General features: G+C 66.1%; 16 protein-coding genes, 1 tRNA gene and 1 pseudogene. 7 read left to right on the top strand and 11 right to left on the bottom strand.

Annotated elements, in window-relative coordinates:
• Positions 1 to 42: 42 nt before the first annotated feature.
• Both KTC28_RS07980 and KTC28_RS07985 read right to left on the bottom strand, forming a co-directional pair.
• Positions 43 to 2,277: a GumC family protein gene (locus tag KTC28_RS07980; RefSeq protein WP_216708412.1), complete on the bottom strand. Its 2,235-nt coding sequence runs from the start codon at positions 2,275 to 2,277 to the stop codon at positions 43 to 45.
• On the bottom strand, positions 2,277 to 3,539 hold the full coding sequence (locus tag KTC28_RS07985; protein WP_216708413.1) for an outer membrane beta-barrel protein: 1,263 nt from the start codon (positions 3,537 to 3,539) through the stop codon (positions 2,277 to 2,279). The genes KTC28_RS07980 and KTC28_RS07985 overlap by 1 nt, the downstream gene beginning before the upstream one ends.
• 126 nt (positions 3,540 to 3,665) lie before the next feature.
• Here KTC28_RS07985 and KTC28_RS07990 point away from each other — a divergent pair, with 126 nt between their 5' ends.
• Complete coding sequence (locus tag KTC28_RS07990; RefSeq protein WP_216708414.1) at positions 3,666 to 5,192, top strand: lipopolysaccharide biosynthesis protein; 1,527 nt, start codon at positions 3,666 to 3,668, stop codon at positions 5,190 to 5,192.
• Positions 5,193 to 5,313: 121 nt separating this feature from the next.
• Positions 5,314 to 5,874: a polysaccharide biosynthesis/export family protein gene (locus tag KTC28_RS07995; RefSeq protein WP_216708415.1), complete on the top strand. Its 561-nt coding sequence runs from the start codon at positions 5,314 to 5,316 to the stop codon at positions 5,872 to 5,874.
• On the opposite strand, the gene KTC28_RS08000 is transcribed toward KTC28_RS07995, so the two are convergent.
• Positions 5,865 to 6,833, bottom strand: coding sequence for a glycosyltransferase family A protein (locus KTC28_RS08000; protein WP_216708416.1), 969 nt, complete (start codon positions 6,831 to 6,833; stop codon positions 5,865 to 5,867). The two genes, KTC28_RS07995 and KTC28_RS08000, sit on opposite strands and share 10 nt — an antisense overlap.
• A 122-nt stretch (positions 6,834 to 6,955) precedes the next feature.
• Between KTC28_RS08000 and KTC28_RS08005 the strand changes: the two genes are divergently transcribed.
• The 4 genes from KTC28_RS08005 to KTC28_RS08020 all read left to right on the top strand — a co-directional run bounded on the left by KTC28_RS08005 (position 6,956) and on the right by KTC28_RS08020 (position 12,271).
• Positions 6,956 to 7,939: a glycosyltransferase family 2 protein gene (locus tag KTC28_RS08005; protein ID WP_216708417.1), complete on the top strand. Its 984-nt coding sequence runs from the start codon at positions 6,956 to 6,958 to the stop codon at positions 7,937 to 7,939.
• A complete protein-coding gene (locus tag KTC28_RS08010) occupies positions 7,936 to 8,811 on the top strand; it encodes a glycosyltransferase family 2 protein (protein WP_216708418.1) in 876 nt (291 codons plus the stop codon). The genes KTC28_RS08005 and KTC28_RS08010 overlap by 4 nt, the downstream gene beginning before the upstream one ends.
• Positions 8,811 to 9,854 (top strand): glycosyltransferase family 4 protein, encoded by a 1,044-nt coding sequence (locus tag KTC28_RS08015; protein ID WP_216708419.1) that lies wholly within the window; start codon positions 8,811 to 8,813, stop codon positions 9,852 to 9,854. Before KTC28_RS08010 ends, KTC28_RS08015 begins: the two co-directional genes overlap by 1 nt.
• A 65-nt stretch (positions 9,855 to 9,919) precedes the next feature.
• The gene (locus tag KTC28_RS08020; protein ID WP_216708420.1) at positions 9,920 to 12,271 is read left to right on the top strand and encodes a thiamine pyrophosphate-binding protein; all 2,352 of its coding nucleotides are present in this window, start codon (positions 9,920 to 9,922) and stop codon (positions 12,269 to 12,271) included.
• Here KTC28_RS08020 and KTC28_RS08025 read toward each other — a convergent pair.
• The 5 genes and pseudogenes from KTC28_RS08025 to KTC28_RS08045 form a co-directional block, all read right to left on the bottom strand.
• A tRNA-Arg gene (locus tag KTC28_RS08025) sits at positions 12,272 to 12,348 on the bottom strand. It abuts the gene before it with no gap.
• A 54-nt stretch (positions 12,349 to 12,402) separates the two neighbouring features.
• Positions 12,403 to 13,209 (bottom strand): annotated as a pseudogene (locus KTC28_RS08030) (carbon-nitrogen hydrolase family protein); the annotation flags it as partial.
• 2 nt (positions 13,210 to 13,211) lie between these two features.
• Positions 13,212 to 13,466, bottom strand: a complete 255-nt coding sequence (gene grxC, locus KTC28_RS08035) for a glutaredoxin 3 (RefSeq protein ID WP_216708421.1) — start codon at positions 13,464 to 13,466, stop codon at positions 13,212 to 13,214.
• A 36-nt stretch (positions 13,467 to 13,502) separates the two neighbouring features.
• Complete coding sequence (locus tag KTC28_RS08040) at positions 13,503 to 14,246, bottom strand: ComF family protein (protein ID WP_216708862.1); 744 nt, start codon at positions 14,244 to 14,246, stop codon at positions 13,503 to 13,505.
• Positions 14,247 to 15,089 (bottom strand): 2OG-Fe(II) oxygenase, encoded by an 843-nt coding sequence (locus KTC28_RS08045; protein ID WP_216708422.1) that lies wholly within the window; start codon positions 15,087 to 15,089, stop codon positions 14,247 to 14,249.
• A 116-nt stretch (positions 15,090 to 15,205) separates the two neighbouring features.
• Between KTC28_RS08045 and KTC28_RS08050 the strand changes: the two genes are divergently transcribed.
• Positions 15,206 to 15,976 carry a class I SAM-dependent methyltransferase gene (locus KTC28_RS08050; protein ID WP_216708423.1) on the top strand — a complete coding sequence of 257 codons (771 nt, stop codon included), beginning with the start codon at positions 15,206 to 15,208 and terminating at the stop codon, positions 15,974 to 15,976.
• On the opposite strand, the gene KTC28_RS08055 is transcribed toward KTC28_RS08050, so the two are convergent.
• The 3 genes from KTC28_RS08055 to KTC28_RS08065 all read right to left on the bottom strand — a co-directional run bounded on the left by KTC28_RS08055 (position 15,973) and on the right by KTC28_RS08065 (position 18,355).
• Positions 15,973 to 16,410: a (deoxy)nucleoside triphosphate pyrophosphohydrolase gene (locus KTC28_RS08055; RefSeq protein ID WP_255602369.1), complete on the bottom strand. Its 438-nt coding sequence runs from the start codon at positions 16,408 to 16,410 to the stop codon at positions 15,973 to 15,975. The two genes, KTC28_RS08050 and KTC28_RS08055, sit on opposite strands and share 4 nt — an antisense overlap.
• A gap of 1 nt (position 16,411) precedes the next feature.
• Positions 16,412 to 17,392 (bottom strand): acetyl-CoA carboxylase carboxyltransferase subunit alpha, encoded by a 981-nt coding sequence (locus KTC28_RS08060; RefSeq protein ID WP_216708424.1) that lies wholly within the window; start codon positions 17,390 to 17,392, stop codon positions 16,412 to 16,414.
• 192 nt (positions 17,393 to 17,584) lie between these two features.
• Positions 17,585 to 18,355, bottom strand: a complete 771-nt coding sequence (locus KTC28_RS08065) for a Crp/Fnr family transcriptional regulator (protein WP_216708425.1) — start codon at positions 18,353 to 18,355, stop codon at positions 17,585 to 17,587.
• Between the last annotated feature and the right edge of the window lie 270 nt (positions 18,356 to 18,625).

Below are 18,625 nucleotides of genomic sequence, written 5' to 3' on the forward strand. Positions count from 1 at the left end.
CTTGGCCGGCAAAATATTAAGCCCCACGAACTGCCCCAAGCATCACCGGTAATATGTCTTATAGTGTTCGAAATACGCGGTTTGGTCGCTCGCGCCGTATTTCGCCTGTCGCCGCATATCGATGTTGGTCAGGACAACGCCGGTCGTCTTGAGCGCCTTGATCGACAATAATCGCATCGCGGCGCGCACCGCATGGTCAGCGGTCGACCGCCAGCGCACCAGGAGCAAGGTCGCGTCGGCGAGCGCGACGATCGAGCGGGTCTCGGCGACGGGCAGCAGCGGCGCGGTGGCGATAACGACATAGCTGAAGCGGATCCGGAGCTGGGTGAACAGGTCCTCGACCCGTGTGCCGAAGACAAGTTGATCGCCGCGGTCGCTCGCGGCGTCGGCGAGGAGCAGGCCGAGCCCGGTCGCTTCGTCGAAGACGATCGCCTCGTCGAGCGAGGCCTTGCCCTCGAGAATGTCGACGATGTCGGTGCGGCGGCTCGAGAGACCGAAGGCGGTGGCGACTCCCTGTTCGCGAACGTCGCAGTCGACGAGGATCGTCGTCTCGCCCGACAACGCCAGGCCGCGGGCAAAGCATGCCGCGGTCATCGCGATGCTCTCGCCCGGAAGTGACGACGTGACGGCAATGACGTGCGGCACCTCGCCGGCGGCCTGGCGCAGGGTCTCGCGTAGGCTGCGGAACACCTCGGCGAAGCCGGACTTGGGGTCGTCGAAGATGAGGTCGACCGGCGACGTCGACCGCGGCATGACGCTTGTCGGCAGCGGGATCCCGCCGAGATACGCCAGCCCAAGCCGCCGCTCGACGTCCTCCGACGTCGTCAGCCCGGTAAACTGGAGTTCGGTCAGGATCGCGACGGCGATGCCGAGGCCCACGCCCAGAACGGCGGCGACGATCAGGCTGAGAAGGACCTTCGGGCTGCTCGGCATCAGCGGCGGCTCGGCATTCGAGAGCAGCCGCGCATCGGCGTGTTCGGTCCCGTCCTGTGCGACCGATTCCTTGTAGCGGTTGAGATAACTCTCGTAGACCGCCTGCGATGCCTTGGCGCGGCGGTCGAGGTCGTTGAGACCTGCGAGCGAGCGATTGGTGTCGGCAAGCCCGCCGCGTGCCGTCGCAAGACTTCCTGTCAACGAATCGAGACGTTGCTGCGAGACACTGACCCGCGCCTCGAGGTTCGAGATGATGCGTCCGATCTCGTTCTTAATCTGCCCCTGAACGTCGGCGAGTTCGCTACGGGTCTTGGCGACATCGGGATATTGCGCGCCGTAGCGATCGGTCAGGGTCGCGAGCCGCCCGCTGACTTCGGCCTCGCGCTCGCGCAACCGCCCGACTACGGTCGAATCAAGCGCCTCGCCGGCGTCGCCGCCGTTCGAACCGCCGCGAAGCTGGGCGCGGGCGGTGTTGAGCCGGGCGCGGTCTTCCACCGCCTGCGCGCGCGCGGTCGTCACCGCGAGATTGTACGACGAAATTTCCTGCTCGGTCAGCGACGAGCCCGATGTGCTGAGCAGGTTATGCGCGATCCGGTAGCCCTGGACTCGCTCGGCGTCGCTCTGTGCCTGACGCTGAAGACTATCGAGCCGCGATGACAGCAGCGTGATTGCCGAGCGGTTCTGGTCGGTCTTCCGGCGAAGCTGACCAGCGATATACTGCCGCGCAAATTCGTTGGCGATGCTGGCGGCGTCGGTTGCCGATGCCGCGTTGTAGGTCACATCGAGCGCGAATGTCTGGTCGGAGCGCGTCACCTTGAGGTTGGACTGGAGCGTGTCGACGATCGCGCGCTGGGTTTCGGCGGGTGACCTGACGCGCGGTGCAGCGCCGCCCAGCCCGACCGCCGTCCGCAGACCCGCAGCGATCCCGGGGGAGGCTTTGGTCGTGGGATTGAACGCGGGGTTGGCGTCGAGTTGCAGCGCCGCGGCGACGCTTTCGGCAAGCGCGCGCGATTTAAGCACCTCGACCTCGGTATCGGCCCGGTCGGCGTTGGGCAGCTCGGATCCTGCCTGTGCCGAGGTCGGCGCGATCTGGTCGTCGCGGGTGTTGAGCACGATTTCGGCGGTTGCCGAATAGACGTATGGCTGGTGGGTGACGAACAGCGCTGCGGCAGCGACGACAGCGATGGTGACGCCGAATAGCAGGCCAAGGCGGCGGCGCAGCGCGGCGATGAAGTGACGGAAGTCGAGGCGGTCGGCGCTCGGCCGGTCTGACCGGCGACGGTCGGATACGGCAACGGCACCCTCGCGCCGCTCCGGGGTACGATAGGGCTCGAGCGCGGTCATTAGCGCTGCACCGTCAATTGGAGCAGCACGTCACTGCCACGATACGGCCGCGCGCCGGCACCGCGGCTCGTCTGATCGCGGAAGTCGTACTGGACGCCGAGTTGAAGGGTGCGGTTGATCATATAGCGGACACCCGCACCAGCCGAGACCCGCCGGTCGCGGCGATCGGACCCGCGATACGCTTCGCGAAGATAGTCGGCGCGGAGATTGACCAAGAGATTGCGCAGCACTTCATAGTCAGCCTTCGCCCCCGCCCCGTCGGCAACGATTCCGGCGACATTGGCGATCGGACTCGGCTCGATCGACCGGTTGGCCGTTGCCGTAACCGCCAGCAGTGTCGTCGGATTCCACACGATCCGGGCGTCATAGTTCACTCCCTCGATCGTAGGAAATACGGCCGCGCGGTACGATTGCCGAAGATAACCCGCGGTAATCTGTCCGGTGGTAACGCTGGATACACCAAAACGGACCCCAGCGAGCGTTGTAAAACCATTCGAGTCGAGTGGTGCCAAGCCTGGTAAAGTATTTGTATACGATGAATCGTTAAAGCTCGCCGACGTTACTGCACTAATCGCCGGGGTTAGCGGAAAGTTAAGCTCGACGAGCGCAGTTGTAGCGCGGTGGTCGCGGTAGCGTTGCGAAAAAAATTGGTTACCAACCTGTGCATCGTTGTAGCGATAATCGTCGAGGTCGAGTCGGCCCTTGGCCGTCACCGCGCCGGCCGTCGTCGTCAAAGAGATATGTCCCCCCGCGTCGTAGAAGATGATTGGACGGCTGCCCGCCACGACATCGCCCGACGAGCCGCGAGTTTCGGCGCGGCGCCCGAACAAGGCATCGAGTTCGACCACCATATTATGGGTCACGTCGACGCGGGCGAGGGCATCGACGCCGTAGCGCTCGTTGTTTTCGCTGTGGATGCGGGCAAATCGCTCGATCTCGGCGTCGCCGGTAAAGCGGAGGAAATTCTGGCTCCAGCCCGACTGGACCGTGATTTTCGGACCGATCTGGAGGAACCCGTCGCCGGTCCCCGTCGCCCGATCGAAGACATTGGTGTCGTAGATCGTGCCGACCGTCAGCGATGGGTAGATGCGGAAGCCGCCAGCCGGGATGCCGAGCGCATCGAGTTCAGGCCGCTCGCGCGCAAGGACGATGTTGTCGCGATCGACGCTGACGAATTCGGAGGAGACCGCCGCGGCGATCGGGCAGCACAGCAGAAAGACTATCGCCCCAACCCGCCTGCCGCCTGCCACCGTGTGCCTCACTCCGCCCCCGTGCCGCGTATCCGCTTGTGACAAAGCCGATCGGCGCCACCCTGTCCACCGCGCCGGTTGGTTAGCGGGCGGCGGACCGCCTTCCCCGGCTTCGGGCAAGCGTCTAGGCTGCTCCGCGTGATTGGCGAAAACCTACCGGCCGAGCCGCCGATTTCTGCCCGTACCGGCAGCGGTGCCGCATGGCTGATCAGCTCACGCTTCGCCACGCGCGGGGTCGACCTCGCGACGCTGGCGATCCTCGCGCGGCTGCTCGATCCTGCGGCATTCGGTCTCGTCGCGATTGCGATGACGCTGCTCCTGATCGTCGAGGCGGTTTTCGAATTGCCGATCCTCCAGGCGCTGGTCCGGATCGAAATTCTTGAACACGGCCATTTCGACACCGCCTTCACCCTCGGCGTCATTCGCGGCGGCGTCCTCGCGCTGGTGATGGCGCTGTGCGCATGGCCGTTCGCGCTGATCTACGGCGACCACCGCCTTGCGCCGCTGATCTGCGTCCTCGCGTTCGCGCCGGCAATGCGCGGGGTCATAAGTCCGCGCATGGCGATCTTCGCGCGGCAGATTAATTTCCGTCGCGACTTCGTCATCGAAATCGTCGGCAAGGTCGCGGCGTTGATCGCGGCAGCGACGGTCGCCTTCACCACCCACAGCTATTGGGCAATCGTCGCCGGGACCGTCGCGACGCCGACCATAACCGCGGCGGCATCGTTCGGCTTCGCACCGTACCGCCCACGCCTGTCGCTCAGTCATTGGCCGGCGTTTCGCTCGTTTCTCGGCTGGAGCAGCGCGGCACAGGTGCTCAGCGCGATCAGCTGGCAATGCGACCGCCTCCTGCTCGGCCATTTCACGACACCCGCCGGTCTCGGCCGCTACGCGCTGGCGAGCGATCTCGCGGCGTTTCCCGAAACCGCGCTCGTCGTCCCGGTCGGGCGGCCGCTGATGGCGGCGTTCGCGCTAATTCGGAACGACGATACCCGGCTGCGCCTCGCGTATCTTAAGGCGTCGAGCACGATCGTGCTGCTCGGGCTGCCGCTGTGCCTCGGGCTCAGTCTTCTCGCCGATCCCGTGGTCAGGCTGCTGCTCGGCGGTAAATGGCTGGCGGCGATCCCGTTGTTGCGCTGGCTGGCGCTGGCGTCGGTACCGATGCTCGCGGTGGCGCCGTTCGCTGGTCTCGCGATGGCCGAGGGCCGGACCGAGATCCTGTTCAGGCAGAAAGTCATCGAGGCAGCCTTCAAGATACCCGCAATCGCACTGGCGGCGATGACCTTCGGCATCGCGGGCGTCATCGCCGTCCGGATCGTCACGAGTGTTATGCTCGCCTTCGTGACAATGGCGCTCGTCCGGCGGATCAGCGGGGTCACCGTCGCGCGCCAGCTTACTGGCGTCGCGCGACCGTTCGCGAGCGGCGGCGCGATGGCGCTGACGCTGGCGTTGGTTACTCCGCGATTGGCGGCGATCCAGTCGCCGGTCCTGCTCGGTGCGGCGCTCGCAGGAACCGTTGCGCTCGGTGCGTTGGTCTATTCCGGGAGCGGGATTGTGCTGTGGCAGCTTGCCGGACGTCCCGATTGCCTCGAAGCGCAGATCATCGGTCGTCTTCGGCGGATGAGTCGGCGCCTTCGCCGCAAGGGACCGCACTTCCAGACGTAGACAGGGATGCAGCGAGCCGGCTGAAGTCCATGTAAAGCAAGCGTTAACGGCCATCGGTGCTTGGTTCAATTGACACGGGCCGCTATCCTCGCGCCCGCAACGGCAGGATAGTCTGGATACGATGTTCACCCGATCGATACTGTTCGCCGCCGTCGCGATGCTGATGCTGGGAGCGGCGGCGAATGTCGCGCCGCCGGTGGCCGCCCCGGTGCCGAGCATTGCCGCATACCACCTCGCGCCCGGGGACAAGTTGCGGATCACGGTCTTCGGCGAGGAGCGTCTATCGGGCGAATACAGCCTGACGCCCGCGGGTAACGTCGCCTTCCCGTTGATCGGGCTCGTCCAGGCCGACGGCAAATCGGTCGAGGAGGTGCAGGCGCTGATCACCGCACGCCTCGCCGCGGGGTACGTAAACGACCCGCGGGTCAGCGCCGAGGTCATCACCTTCCGGCCGTATTACATTCTCGGCGAGGTCACTCGTCCCGGGGCGTTCCCCTTTGCAGTCGGGCTGACGCTCGACCAGGCGGTGGCGTCGGCGGGCGGGTTTACCTATCGCGCCAACCATCGGCGCGCCTTCCTGCGTCGCGCCGGTGATCCCAAGGAGCATATGGTCGATCTCCGGGCCGGCACGGTCGCGATCGCGCCCGGCGACACGATCCGGATCGGCGAACGCTACTTCTGATCGGCGCGACGAAAATAGGCGAGCGCGCCCCGGTGGAAAGACGCGCTCGCCAAATAGCGCTGCCACGATGAGCTCCGCGTCACGCGCGCGACGGCGTATCGTACGCTGCCCGTCACCACCTTGGCCCAGGTCGCGAACGGTGCGCGGGCGATCATCGGTCCGGTCGACGCGCCGCTGATTGCCCATGCCTCGCCCATCGACCCGTAATATTCGCGGATGTATCCGGTTGTTTGGCGCTCGCTGACGACCTGGTGCTCGACCTCGGCGTCGGGAACCCACCAGCCGGTGTGCCCTGCGGCGAGTATCGAGACGAAGACTGCAGTTTCCTCGCCACCACGCCGCCGTCCGGGCGCAACGCCGAGTTCGGGGTCGTACAAGAACTGCCGCTGCTCGACCGCGCGGACCGCCGCCGACGCACCGAACGGATAGCGTTCGCCTTCGATCGACAGCGGCACCGGGTCGGGTCCGAAGTCGCGCGTCGCGAGCAGATAATGGAGGTCGGCGGCGGCGTCGCGAAACCAGTTCGGCGTCGGTGGCAGCAATGCCGGGGTGATCCGGCCGGCGAACAGCGCCGCCTCGGGGTGCGCGGTGAATGCGGCATAGAACGCGGCGAGCCAGCCGGGCACGACCCGCGTGTCGTCGTCGGTCCAGACGATCAGGCGTCCGCGCGCGTGGCGTACCCCGGCGTTGCGCGCATTCGACAGACCGGCGTTCGGCTCCCAAACCCGCGTTATCGGCAGCCGGTCGGCGAAGCTGGCGATCGTCGCGGGGGTATCGTCGCTGCTGCCGTTGTCCACGACCAGGAGCTCCCACTCGAGATGTGGAGGAATGGTCATCGCCGCCATCGTCGTCAGAACATTTATCAACTCGCGCGATCGGTTCCGCGTGCAGATGATGACCGAACAATCCATCGACGATGCGTCCTCAAGAAATTCAGCCTCGGTTTCGAGTATTATCATTGCGGTTACGCTGTCAAAGCGTGGCTGGTGTCACCAAGTTCGACCGAGCCGAACATTGGTTAATACGATACGACCAGATGTTGTAGATTGAATTGGTGGCCGACCGGACTAAGATAATGCCGATGAAAGCCGTAAGTGCGACGATGGCAAGTGCCGATCCTGTGCACCGCCGCGACGACCCTCGTGTCGCCGCCGCGCCGTCGATCTTCATTGTCGTCGCGACCAAGGGGCGGCCCGGCCCGACCGCGACATTGTGCCAGTTCCTTGCCCGGCAGACTGTGCCGATCGCCGCAGTGCACATCGTCGGCAGCGAGGCAGCGGACGTCGCCGGTCTCGCCGGCTGCGTCCCCGGCCTTGCGCTCGATATCGTCGTCGCCGGAGCGGCAGGCTGCTCGCTCCAGCGCAACGTCGCGCTCACGTCGCTGTTCGACCGCGCCGATGCGCCCGCCGATGACGACCTGATCGTTTTCTTCGACGACGATTTCCGCCCCGCCGACGACTGGCTCGAACGCGCGCTCGGCGTCATGGCGCGCTCGCCCGATGTCGTCGGACTGTCGGGGACCGTCCTCGGCGACGGTGTATGCAGCGATGCGCTGAGCGAGCAGGACGCGGTCGACCTGATCGCCGGCCGGCGCCCCCCGGAGGCGCACTGGGCGTCGGGAACCAGTGAGCGCCCGATGGCCGCGCTGTACGGCTGTAACATGGCGGTCCGCGCGCGGGCCCTGCGCACCGAACGCTTCGACGAAAACCTGCCCCTCTATTCGTGGCAGGAAGACATGGACCTTGCCGGGCGGATCGTTGCGCAGGGCCGCATCATCTACACGCCCGACTGTCGCGGCGTTCATCTCGGGTCGAAGTCAGGGCGCACCAGCGGGGTCCGCTTCGGCTATTCGCAGGTCGCCAACCCGATCTATCTGTGGCGCAAGGGCAGCGTTGGTCCGTTGCGTGCGCTGCGTTTCGCCGGGCGCGCGCTGCTCGGCAATTCGGTGCGAAGCCTCCGCGAACACCGGCTGTTCGATTATCGCGGCCGATTCTCGGGCAATCTGATCGCGCTTGCCGACCTCGTTCGAGGTCGAATGGACCCGCGCCGGATCCTCGACCTGTGAGTTTCGCGCCTGCCGTTTCACTGATCGTTTCGACGCTCGGTGATGGGGCCGATCTCGCGCGGCTGTTCGATAGCCTCGACGCGCAGACTTTCCGCGATTTCGATGTCGTCATCGTCGACCAGAACGCGCACGACGGCGCCGCCGCCGCAATCGCCGCCATCCCGCGCAGCTTTCCGGTCAACCGCATCCCGACCCCGGGGATGCGCGGCCTGTCGATCGGGCGCAACGTCGGCTGGCGCGCCGCGCACGGCCGCATCCTCCTCTTTCCCGACGATAATTGCTGGTATCCCAAGGACTTCCTTGAGCGTGGCGTCGCGATCATGTCAGCGAGGAATGCAGCAATCTTAACCGGGCGCTCGGCCGACGAGGACGGCAAGACGATCCTTGGTGCGTTCGACGACGACGCCGTGCTGATCTCGCGCGCGTCGGTGTGGACGACGAGCATCGAGTGGGTGACTTTCGTCCGCCGCGACGTGCTCGAAGCGATCGGCGGCTACGATGCCGCGATCGGCGTCGGCGCGGCGACACCGTGGCAGGCGTGCGAAGGGCAGGACTTCCTGCTGCGTGCGATGGCGGCGGGCTTCGCCTGTTGGTACGATCCGGCTGTCTACGGCCACGACGTCACATGGGCCGAGCGGACGACTCCCGGGCAGATGCGCCGCAAGGCGCGCGCTTACGGTCGCGGCATGGGCTATGTCCTCGCGCTCCACCGGTTCGGGCTCGCGCAAAAGGCACGCTGGGTCGGACGATCGGCGCTCGGCGCGCTGGTGTACGCCGCGCGCCTCGACCGCGAGAAGGTCGGCTATTACCTCCAGACGATGCTCGGCCGGATCGAGGGCATCCGCGGCTACGCCAAGTCGAAGCCGCACTGATGTCCGGCGGCACGGCTGGCGTCGTCGTCAACGCGCGCTTTCGCGTCGGCCCGCAAACCGGGGTCCAGCGGGTCGCCACCGAACTCTGCCGCGCGATTGTCCCGCCGCTTGCCGAGATCGTGCCCGACCGCGACTGGGGCGGTGCGCGCAACCATCTGTGGGAGCAGCTGGTCCTGCCGCGGCGCCTCCACGGCGCGCCGTTGTGGAGCCCGTGCAATACCGGTCCGGTCGCGGTGGCGGAGCAGGTCGTGACGATCCACGACGCGGCGGTGCTCGATCATCCCGAATGGTTCTCGCCGACCTTTCGGCGCATCTACGGCATTCTGTGGCCGGCGCTGGCGCGGCGCGTCCGGCGGCTGGTGACGGTGTCGAAATATTCGCAGGAGCGGCTAGCGCAGGTTCTCGACATCCCCCGCGACCGGATCCGTGTCGTCTATAACGGGGTCGGCGACGCCTTCCACCCGGTCGCGCCCGCGCAGGCGGAGGCGGTCGCCCGCCGCTACGGTGTCGAGCCGGGCAAGTATTTTGCGACGCTCGCGACGGTCGAGCCGCGCAAGAACCTCGCGTTGGTCCACGCCGGATGGGCGGCGGCGCACGGTCGATTGCCAGCCGACTACCGGCTGCTCGTTATCGGCGGCGCGGGCAAGTCGACGATATTTGCCGCGTCGGAGACCGTGTCGAACGCGGCGACGATCCGCGCCGGTTTCGTCCCCGACGATGATCTCCCGGCACTGCTCGGCGGTAGCCTCGGGCTGCTGTATCCAAGCCGGTACGAGGGCTTCGGTCTGCCGGTCGTCGAGGCGATGGCGTGCGGCGCGCCGGTCGTGACCACCCGGCTGACGAGTCTCGGCGAGGTCGGCGGCGACGCGGCGCTCTATGTTGATCCCGACGATGTCGAGGGCATGGCAGCGCATATCCTCGCTCTGGCATCGAGCCGCGATCTCCGCGCCGATCTCGGCGCGCGCGGCATCGCAAACGCCGCCCGCTTCTCGTGGGACACGGCGGCGACGGCGATGACCGAAATCTTTCGCGACGATCTATAACCGCTCTGCGACGGGCGACCTCGCGCCGCCTTCCAATCATGCGCGCTAGCGGGTTAGGATTGCCGATGACCGATACCCTGACCGACCGCCGCAGCGACACGATCGCCGCGCTCGAACTCCTCGACACGCGGCTGCGCTGGCTGTCGTCGTGGACGGTGCACAACGCCAATCACATCCGCCCGAAGCGCGATGGTCTCAAGGTCGGGGGCCATCAGGCGAGTTGCGCGTCGATGACCGCAATCATGAGCGCATTGTATTTCCACGCGCTGCGCCCGCAGGACAAGGTCGCGGTCAAGCCGCACGCTGGGCCGGTGCTCCATGCGATCCATTACCTGCTCGGCTCGCAGTCGCGCGACCAGCTCGAGCGTTTCCGCGGGCTGGGCGGGGCGCAAAGCTATCCGTCGCGGACGAAGGACAAGATCCCCGTCGACTTCTCGACCGGCTCGGTTGGGCTGGGTGTGGCGGCGACGGCGTTCACCAGCCTGACGCAGGATTATCTGATCGCGCACGGCGCGCTCGACGCCACCGATGCCGGGCGAATGATCGCATTGATGGGCGATGCCGAGCTCGATGAGGGCAATATCTACGAATGCCTGATCGAGGGGTATAAGCACGACTTGCGCAACTGCTGGTGGGTCGTCGACTATAACCGCCAGTCGCTCGACCACACTACTGCCGATCGCATGTTCCGCCGCTTCGACGACATCTTCGAAACCTGCGGGTGGCGCGTGCTGACGCTCAAATACGGCAAGCGCCAGCGCGCGGCGTTCGATCGGCCCGGCGGCATCAGCCTGCGCGAATGGATCGACAATTGTCCCAACGTCGACTTCGCCGTCCTGACGTATCAGGGCGGCGCGGCGTGGCGGTCGCGGCTGACCGCCGATATCGGCGCGAAGCCGCACGTCGCCAAATTGCTCGCGAGCTTCGACGACGCGGCGCTCGCCGACCTGATGACCAACCTCGGCGGCCATTGCATCGAGACGCTGATCGACGCCTTCGACAGCGCCGACGATGAACGCCCGACGCTGTTCATCGCCTATACGATCAAAGGGTTCGGCCTGCCGCTCGCGGGGCATAAGGACAATCATTCGGGGATGATGAACCCGCCGCAGATCGCCGAGCTGCGCGCCAGCCTTGGGATCGCCGAAGGCGACGAGTGGGAGCCGTTCGGCGGGCTGGGCGACAACGCCGCTGCCGACCTCAAGGCGTTCATCGGGCGCAGCGCGCTGGCCAGCCGCGCCGGCGAGCCGCGTGCTCCGGCGGTCCCCGTACCTGCGCGGCTGCCGGTTCCCGACGGCGACGAGCTGTCGACCCAGACGGCGTTCGGGCGCGTCCTGCTCGATCTCGCCAAGTCGGGTGAGCAGGTGGCACAGGCGCTCGCCGACCGCGTCGTGACGACCGCTCCCGATGTCACCCAGACGACCAACCTCGGCGGTTTCGTCAACGCGCGCGGGCTGTTCCGGCGGAGCGAGCTCGGCGATGTTTTCCGCGCGGCGAAGATCCCGTCGGCGCAACGCTGGTCGGGGCACGCCGCCGGGCAGCACATCGAACTGGGCATCGCGGAGAACAACTTTTTCCTGATGCTGTCGTCGCTCGGGCTGGCGGGGCCGCATTTCGGGACGCGGCTGATCCCGGTGGGGACCGTCTACGACCCGTTCATCGCGCGCGGCCTCGATGCGCTGAATTACGCCTGCTACCAGAATGCGCGGTTCCTGCTCGTCGGCACGCCGTCGGGGCTGACCCTCGCCGCGGAGGGTGGCGCGCATCAGTCGATCAATCCGCCGCTTATCGGAATTGGCCAACCTGGGCTGACGTATTTCGAGCCCGCCTTCGCCGACGAGGTCGCGCTGCTGATGCGCCACGCCTTTGAACATATCCAGGCCGACGACGGCGGCGCGGTCTATCTCCGCCTCAGCACGCGGTCGATCGCGCAGGAGCCGCGTGTCGACGCCGGATGGGAAGCCGACGCGATCAAGGGCGGTTACTGGCTGCGGCGACCCACCGGCCCGGCGTCGGCTGCGATCGTCTTCTGCGGCGCGGTCGCTCCCGAGGTGCTCGCGGCGTACGACATTCTCGCGGAGGATATTCCCGGGCTCGGCGTGCTTGCGGTGACCTCGCCCGACCTGCTTCACCGCGGCTGGTCGGCGCGGCGGGCGGCGCGCTGGACCGGAACTCCGCCGGTCGAGTCACACGTCGAAACCTTGCTGTCGGCACTCGCGCCGCATGCAGGTGTGGTGACGGTGCTCGATGGGTCTCCTTCGGCGCTGTCGTGGATCGGCAGTGTGCGGGGCATGTGCGTCAGCCCGCTTGGGGTCGATCGCTTCGGCCAGACCGGCGATCTGCCCGACCTTTATGCAACGTATCGCCTCGACACCGACGCCATCGTCGACGCCGCAGCAGAGCTGTTTTTGGGGTAATGGTGCGCCCGAAGGGAATCGAACCCCCGACCTGCGGTTTAGGAAACCGTCGCTCTATCCGGCTGAGCTACGGGCGCATCGCCTGAATGACTAGGTAGGCCGCCCGCCGCCGTCAACGCGTCGATGGTGAAAGGCCGCCCATTCCGCAGCGATGGAATTCGGCCACGGGTCGCCGCGACCAGCGACAGGTCGAGGTCGACGACCGCCCCGCCGGGCTCGGTCCCCATGTCGAGGAGGACGGTCCCCCACGGGTCGACGACGAGCGAATGGCCATACGTCTCGCGGCCATCGGCATGCATCCCGCTCTGCGCTGCGGCGACGATGAACGCGCCCGTCTCGATTGCGCGCGCCCGGAGGAGGACGTGCCAGTGCGCCTCGCCGGTGGGTCGCGTGAATGCAGCGGGAACCGCGATGATGGCTGCTCCGGCGTGGGCCAGCGCGGCGTATAGTGCCGGAAAGCGAACGTCATAACAGACGCTTAGTCCCATTGCGCCCCACGGGGTCGGGGCAACGACGGCGCGCTCTCCCGGGGCATAAGCATTCGACTCACTGTAGCTATCGCCATTGGCGAGATCGACGTCGAACAGGTGCAGCTTGTCGTAGCGCGCGACGATCTCGCCTGTAGGGTCGATAAGGAAACCACGATTGACGAGCCGGCCATCGCCTCGGTCGGGACGAAGCGCAAGGCTGCCGAGTTCGACCCAAACCCGGTGATCGCAAGCGGCGGCACGGACCGCTGCAAGCACGGTGTCGTCGACTTCGTGCCGGATCAAAGGTGCCGAACGTGCCCGGTCGCGATCGAGCAACCCGCTCATTTCAGGGGTAAAAACGATCTCCGCACCCTGCTTCGCGAGGTCTGCGATGCCATCGGTCAAGGCACGAGCATTCCCGGCCGGGTCGATCCCGGTCCGCGTCTGCAGTACCCCGATCCGGAGCATGGTCACGCCAGCAGCGGATCGAGTTGGCCACGGCTATCGAGCGCGGCGAGGTCGTCGCTGCCGCCGATAGCTTTGCCGTCGATGAAAATCTGCGGGACCGTCGTTCTACCCTCGGACCGCGCCAGCATCTCGGTACGCTTCGGGCCACCCATCGTGATGTCGATCTCGTCGACGGCAACGCCCTTCGACTTCAACAGCTTCATAGCTCGCGAGCAAAAGGGGCACATGAATTTGGTGTAGACTTCGACCTTGGCCACGTACGCTGCTCCTACCGGCGAGGGTGCAATATGCGGTCAGGCGACCTCGCGTACAACCCGCGCCCATGTCAGGACGCGGACACTTTTTGCCCCGGCGCGCAACAGCATCCGGGTACACGCTTCGGCGGTCGCCCCGGTCGTCAGCACATCGTCGACGAGGACGACATCGCGACCGCGAATTCGATCGGGATGGGCGACCCGGAACGCCGCCCGAACGTTGGCGGCGCGCTTCCGGCGGCCCATGCCACGGCTCGTCGTCGTCGCACGGACCCGGCTCAGCGCATCGACTGAAACTTGGGTGCCCGAGCGACGACCCGCAGACTGCGCCAGCAACGCCGCCTGATTGAAACCGCGCTTCCATAACCGCCAGCGGTGGAGCGGGACTGGCACGAGAAGCGCGCCCGTCCCAAGCCAGTCACCCCCGGCGCGAACCAGTTGCGGAGCCATGACCTTGACGAGGTGCTGGCGGTCGCCGTGCTTGAAACCGAGCAGGATTTTACGCGCCGGGCCGCCATAGACCATCGCCGCGCGCGCTGCGGTGTAGCGTGGCGGGGCGTCGAGACAGGCACCGCATCGCGCATTCGCGCCGCGATCGACCTCGAATGGCGTCCCGCAACACGCGCACATCGGCGCGGTGATGAATTCGAGTCCTGTCCAACACGAGGCGCAGAAATTGCCGTCCGATTCGACGATCTCGCGGCACGCGGGGCAGCGAGGCGGGAGCAGCAGATCAAGCCCGGCAACGGCTAGCCGCCGGACATACCTTGCGAGGTCGGTCAGCTAGAGTCCGATCGCCTTGCGCGCGAACTTGCGGACGTCACGGAGCGCCTGGATTGCAGCGGGCGGACGATAACGGCTCTTGGTCAGCTTTTGCAGGCGGACGTCGGGGTCGGGCCGCCAGATCTCGGCCGAGCAGCTGACCGCCATGTACATGCCCTTGCGGACACCCTTGATTGCGGTCACCGGATTCACGTCATGAAGCGCGCGATTCGACTGAAGCGACGCGACCATGAAGTTGCCACGCGCCGGATAGATCTTGTCGATCACCGGGGTGTAATCCTCGACGCGGTAGAGGCGATGCTCGCCGCCGACCATATCGGGGTTGTCGTCGATGTAGACGAGGATCGACACCAGCCGCGTGAGATTGTCGACGTGGACGCCGCCGCCGCCGTTGACGAGGCCGTAGTTCAGTTTGCCGATGCCGATATCGAGCCGCGGAAACAGGAACGCTTCCTCTTTGGTGACATTCGAATAGCCGATTAGCTCTTCGCGCTTTTCGTAAGGCTCGGGGCGGATCGGCAGCGTCCGGGGGTCCATCAGCAGGTCGCCACTAACGACGTATTTTTCGATTTCCGAATCGAACAGTTCGAGGAAGGTCGTCACGAAACCGGTCGAATAGACCCACTCGTGCAGCCGCGCGTACGACGGATCCTCCTCCGTCAGGCGGATATACTCGGGGTCGGGATGGGTAAGGTCGCCATGCATCCGGATCTGCGGACCGAAGCGGTCCTCGGCAGGAAAGCCAGCGTTCAATGCATCATAGTCAACGAGCGTATCGGCGGTCGCGACATGCGGGTACGGCGCGGTAATCACCTCGTCGTGGGCTACGGATCGGATCGCCATGAAGGGCCTTTCGCTCGGTCTGCTCGACGATAATACGTCACTGCTTAAGCAAGTGCAAAGCAACAGCGCCATGCCCTGTGGCTTGGCAGCATCCTGCGCGCGGGGCATGGATCATCATGGACCGATCTCAGACGCTTGCTCCCGCTGCTGCCGAGCCATTCGACCGGGCTGCCCGGCGGCAGCAACGCGGGCGGGCTGATGGAACGGCCGACTTCCTTCGCGCAGCGATCGCCGCCGAATTGGTCGACAGGGTGCAGGCGCTCGACCGGAAGTTCGCTCAAGTCCTTGATATCGGGCGCACTGGCATCACCGGCAGCGACCTTACCGTAGCGCTCGAGCCATCGCCGCAGATGGCGATCGAGCCGATATCGGTCGCCGGTGACGAGGATCGCCTGCCATTTGCCGAATCGAGCTTCGACCTTATCGCGTCGGCGGCGGCGCTTCACGGAGTCAACGACCTGCCGGGCGCGCTGATCCAGGCGCGCCGTGCGCTCCGCCCCGATGGGCTTTTCGTCGCCGGATTTTTCGGCGGCACCAGTTTGAGCGAGCTGCGCGCCGACCTTCTCGCCGCCGAGGTCGAGCTGACCGGCCGCGTGGCCGGGCGAATCCTGCCGATGGTCGACACCGACATGGCCGCAGGCCTCCTCCAACGCGCCGGGTTCGCCGATCCGGTCGCAGAGGTCGATACGATCATGGTGCGCTACGACGATATATTCGCGGTGCTGCGGGATCTGCGGGCAATGGGTGAGGGAAATATCCTGCACGGTCGAGCTCCGCTCCGACGCGATGTCCTCGCCGATGCGGCGCGGCGGTTTGCCGCGCGCGCTGAAGCTGGGCGCATCGCGGTGACGGTACAGGTCATCTACCTCACCGGGTGGCGACGCTAGATCAGTGCCGCGAGCAGTCCCAGGAGCGGCCGGTCGGCGGGGGGCATGTCGAGCGCGAACAGGTCATTAGGCCGTAGCCACTGCAGCCGCTGGCCGTCGCGTCCGCGCGCGGTGCCAGACCATTTCCGGCAAACGAATAGCAGTAGGACGAGGTGGAAGTCGGCATACGCGTGGCTGGCAAACCCGGCTGGGGCGAGACAGCTCGCGGCGGTATCGATTCCCAATTCCTCGGCGAGTTCACGCACGAGCGCGGTTTCGGGGGTTTCGCCGGGTTCGATCTTGCCGCCGGGGAATTCCCATTGTCCGGCGAGATGCTTTCCCGCCGGGCGTTCCGCGACGAGGACCCGGCCGTCGGGGTCGACCAGTGCAGCGGCGACGACGGTCAGGATGGGCAGGCCGAGCGTGACCGGCGGGCCGGGGCAGTCGAGCTCCACTCTAGCCCACGCGGCCCATCGCGAGGAACTTTGCCCGCCGGCCGCTCCGCAGCGCGGCCGGAGATTGGGTTTCGAGCGCGGTCAGTTCGGCAGAGATTGCGGTGCCGAGGCGCTGGATCGCGGTCGCCGGGTCGCGGTGTGCGCCGCCGCGTGGCTCGTAGATGATACGGTCGATGACGCCCAACTTCTTGAGGTCGCTCGCGGTGACCTTCATCGCTTCGGCGGCTTCGGCGGCACGGCTCGGGCCAGCGGGAGCGGGGGCACCGTCGGCGGCGCGATTATCGCCGCGCCAAAGGATCGAGGCGCAACCCTCGGGCGAGATCACCGCGTAGACCGCGTGCTCGAACATGACGATGCGATTTGCCGTCGCGAGCGCGACTGCGCCGCCCGACCCGCCTTCGCCGACGATCGCCGCGACCATCGGCACGTCGAGGTCGAGACACGCCGCGGTCGCGCGCGCGATCGCCTCAGCCTGGCCGCGTTCCTCGGCGTCGATGCCGGGAAACGCACCGGGCGTATCGACGAGGGTGACGACGGGCAGGCCGAAGCGCGCCGCCATCTCCATCAGGCGCACGGCTTTGCGATAGCCTTCTGGGCGTCCCATGCCGAAGTTGTGCTTGACCCGGCTGGCGGTGTCCGAGCCCTTTTCATGGCCGATGACCATGACCGAGCGTCCCTTGAGCCGCCCGATGCCGCCGACGATCGCCGCGTCTTCGGCGAATTTGCGGTCGCCGCTGAGCGGGGTGAAGTCCTCGATCAGGGCGGCGACGTAATCCTTGAAGTGGGGGCGTTCGGCGTGGCGGGCGACGATCGTCTTCTGCCACGGCGTCAGGCGCGAATAGATATCGGCAAGCTGGCGTTCGGCGCGCTCGGCGAGCCGATTGGCTTCGGCGCGTGCCTCGGGCGAACCCTCGGCACGCAATTCGGCGACGCGCGCTTCGAGCTCGGCAACCGGCTTTTCAAATTCGAGGAATGCGACCATCGCTGGCGGTTAACGGGAATGGCCGCCGTGTGCAACGCGGGTCGCTGTGCCGTGACCGATCATCGTTGGTTCAATTCGCTGCAAAGTCGAAATCTGCGGAGCCCGATTTTGCGGCACATCGTGCGCGAAGGTCAAATACCTTGAAGATCGAACGTCCAAGATCTTCGAATGCAGCGCGACTGCTCGGCGTCGCTATTCGGCTGAAGCAGCGCCGTCGAGGTATCCGTCGCCATCGGCGAGCCGCGACGAGCTTTTGATCGGGACGCCCAGGACACGGAGATAGACGCGTTCGGCGGTGCCATACGCATCCCCCGCGATCTCGGCGAGGATCGTGCGGTTGATCACCGTCAGCGCAGCGCGACGGCCGATCAGCGCGCCCTTCGCCTCAAGGGCTTGGATGGCCACGGTAACGCCAGCGCGGCGAACGCCAAGCATCAGCGCAAGCGCTTCGTGCGTCATCGTAACGTCGTTTGCCTCGAGCCGGTCGAGCGACATCAACAACCAGCGCGCCAGCCGAGCCTCGATCGTCTGGGTCGCGTACGCCAGCGCCGAACTCGCGATCTGAAGCATGAAATTCTGCGCGTAGCCCAACAGATGGGACAATAATGAGGGTCGTGACGTCAGGATCGTGCGCAGCGTCGACGCCGGTATGCGCAGCGCCCTGCCAGGCATCTGGCAGAAGATGTGCATCATCTCGAAGTCGACGCCGTGAAGCGTCGCGACCGAGCACATGCCCTCGCGACCGACGATACCGACCTCGGCCTGGGTGCCGCTTTCGGTGGCGGCGACGACCGACAGGATGCCGCCGAGCGGAAACCAGCTAAATTTGACGCGGCTTTCGGGTAACGTCAGTTCGTCGCCCTTGGCGAGATCGATCAGCGTCAACGACGGCAGTAGTGCCGCGAAGTCATCATCAGCCATCGTTCGCAGCAGATTGTTCTGGAGACGGTGAACATTGGTCATCGAGATGTCGAACCCTGACCGGGTCGACGGATACCCGCCGCAAATGCCCCGTGCAATCTAACGCTCATCAACGGCCGCTTGCCGCTCGATGAACCCTAGCACTGCCGACTTTCCGTCGTCGGTGCGGAACCGGACCAAATCGGGGAAGACGATTAACCAAAAACAATTGCACAAGTGTACCTACAGCTCGTCGAAACGCGCGAGACCCGCAGGTGCAAAGCAAATCGATGAAGATTACGGTCGGCCTGACGCGACGATAACTGCCAAAGC

Source organism: Polymorphobacter megasporae, from assembly GCF_018982885.2.
GTDB classification, from domain to species: Bacteria; Pseudomonadota; Alphaproteobacteria; order Sphingomonadales; family Sphingomonadaceae; genus Polymorphobacter_B; species Polymorphobacter_B megasporae.

What these genes read in the sequence shown, in the direction of transcription:
- KTC28_RS07980 (WP_216708412.1), bottom strand. Translation starts at nt 2,277, where the DNA reads ATGACCGCGCTCGAGCCCTATCGTACCCCGGAGCGGCGCGAGGGTGCC.
- KTC28_RS07995 (WP_216708415.1), top strand. Translation starts at nt 5,314, where the DNA reads ATGTTCACCCGATCGATACTGTTCGCCGCCGTCGCGATGCTGATGCTG.
- KTC28_RS08000 (WP_216708416.1), bottom strand. Translation starts at nt 6,833, where the DNA reads ATGATAATACTCGAAACCGAGGCTGAATTTCTTGAGGACGCATCGTCG.
- KTC28_RS08005 (WP_216708417.1), top strand. Translation starts at nt 6,956, where the DNA reads ATGAAAGCCGTAAGTGCGACGATGGCAAGTGCCGATCCTGTGCACCGC.
- KTC28_RS08015 (WP_216708419.1), top strand. Translation starts at nt 8,811, where the DNA reads ATGTCCGGCGGCACGGCTGGCGTCGTCGTCAACGCGCGCTTTCGCGTC.
- KTC28_RS08020 (WP_216708420.1), top strand. Translation starts at nt 9,920, where the DNA reads ATGACCGATACCCTGACCGACCGCCGCAGCGACACGATCGCCGCGCTC.
- KTC28_RS08045 (WP_216708422.1), bottom strand. Translation starts at nt 15,089, where the DNA reads ATGGCGATCCGATCCGTAGCCCACGACGAGGTGATTACCGCGCCGTAC.
- KTC28_RS08050 (WP_216708423.1), top strand. Translation starts at nt 15,206, where the DNA reads ATGGACCGATCTCAGACGCTTGCTCCCGCTGCTGCCGAGCCATTCGAC.
- KTC28_RS08060 (WP_216708424.1), bottom strand. Translation starts at nt 17,392, where the DNA reads ATGGTCGCATTCCTCGAATTTGAAAAGCCGGTTGCCGAGCTCGAAGCG.
- KTC28_RS08065 (WP_216708425.1), bottom strand. Translation starts at nt 18,355, where the DNA reads ATGACCAATGTTCACCGTCTCCAGAACAATCTGCTGCGAACGATGGCT.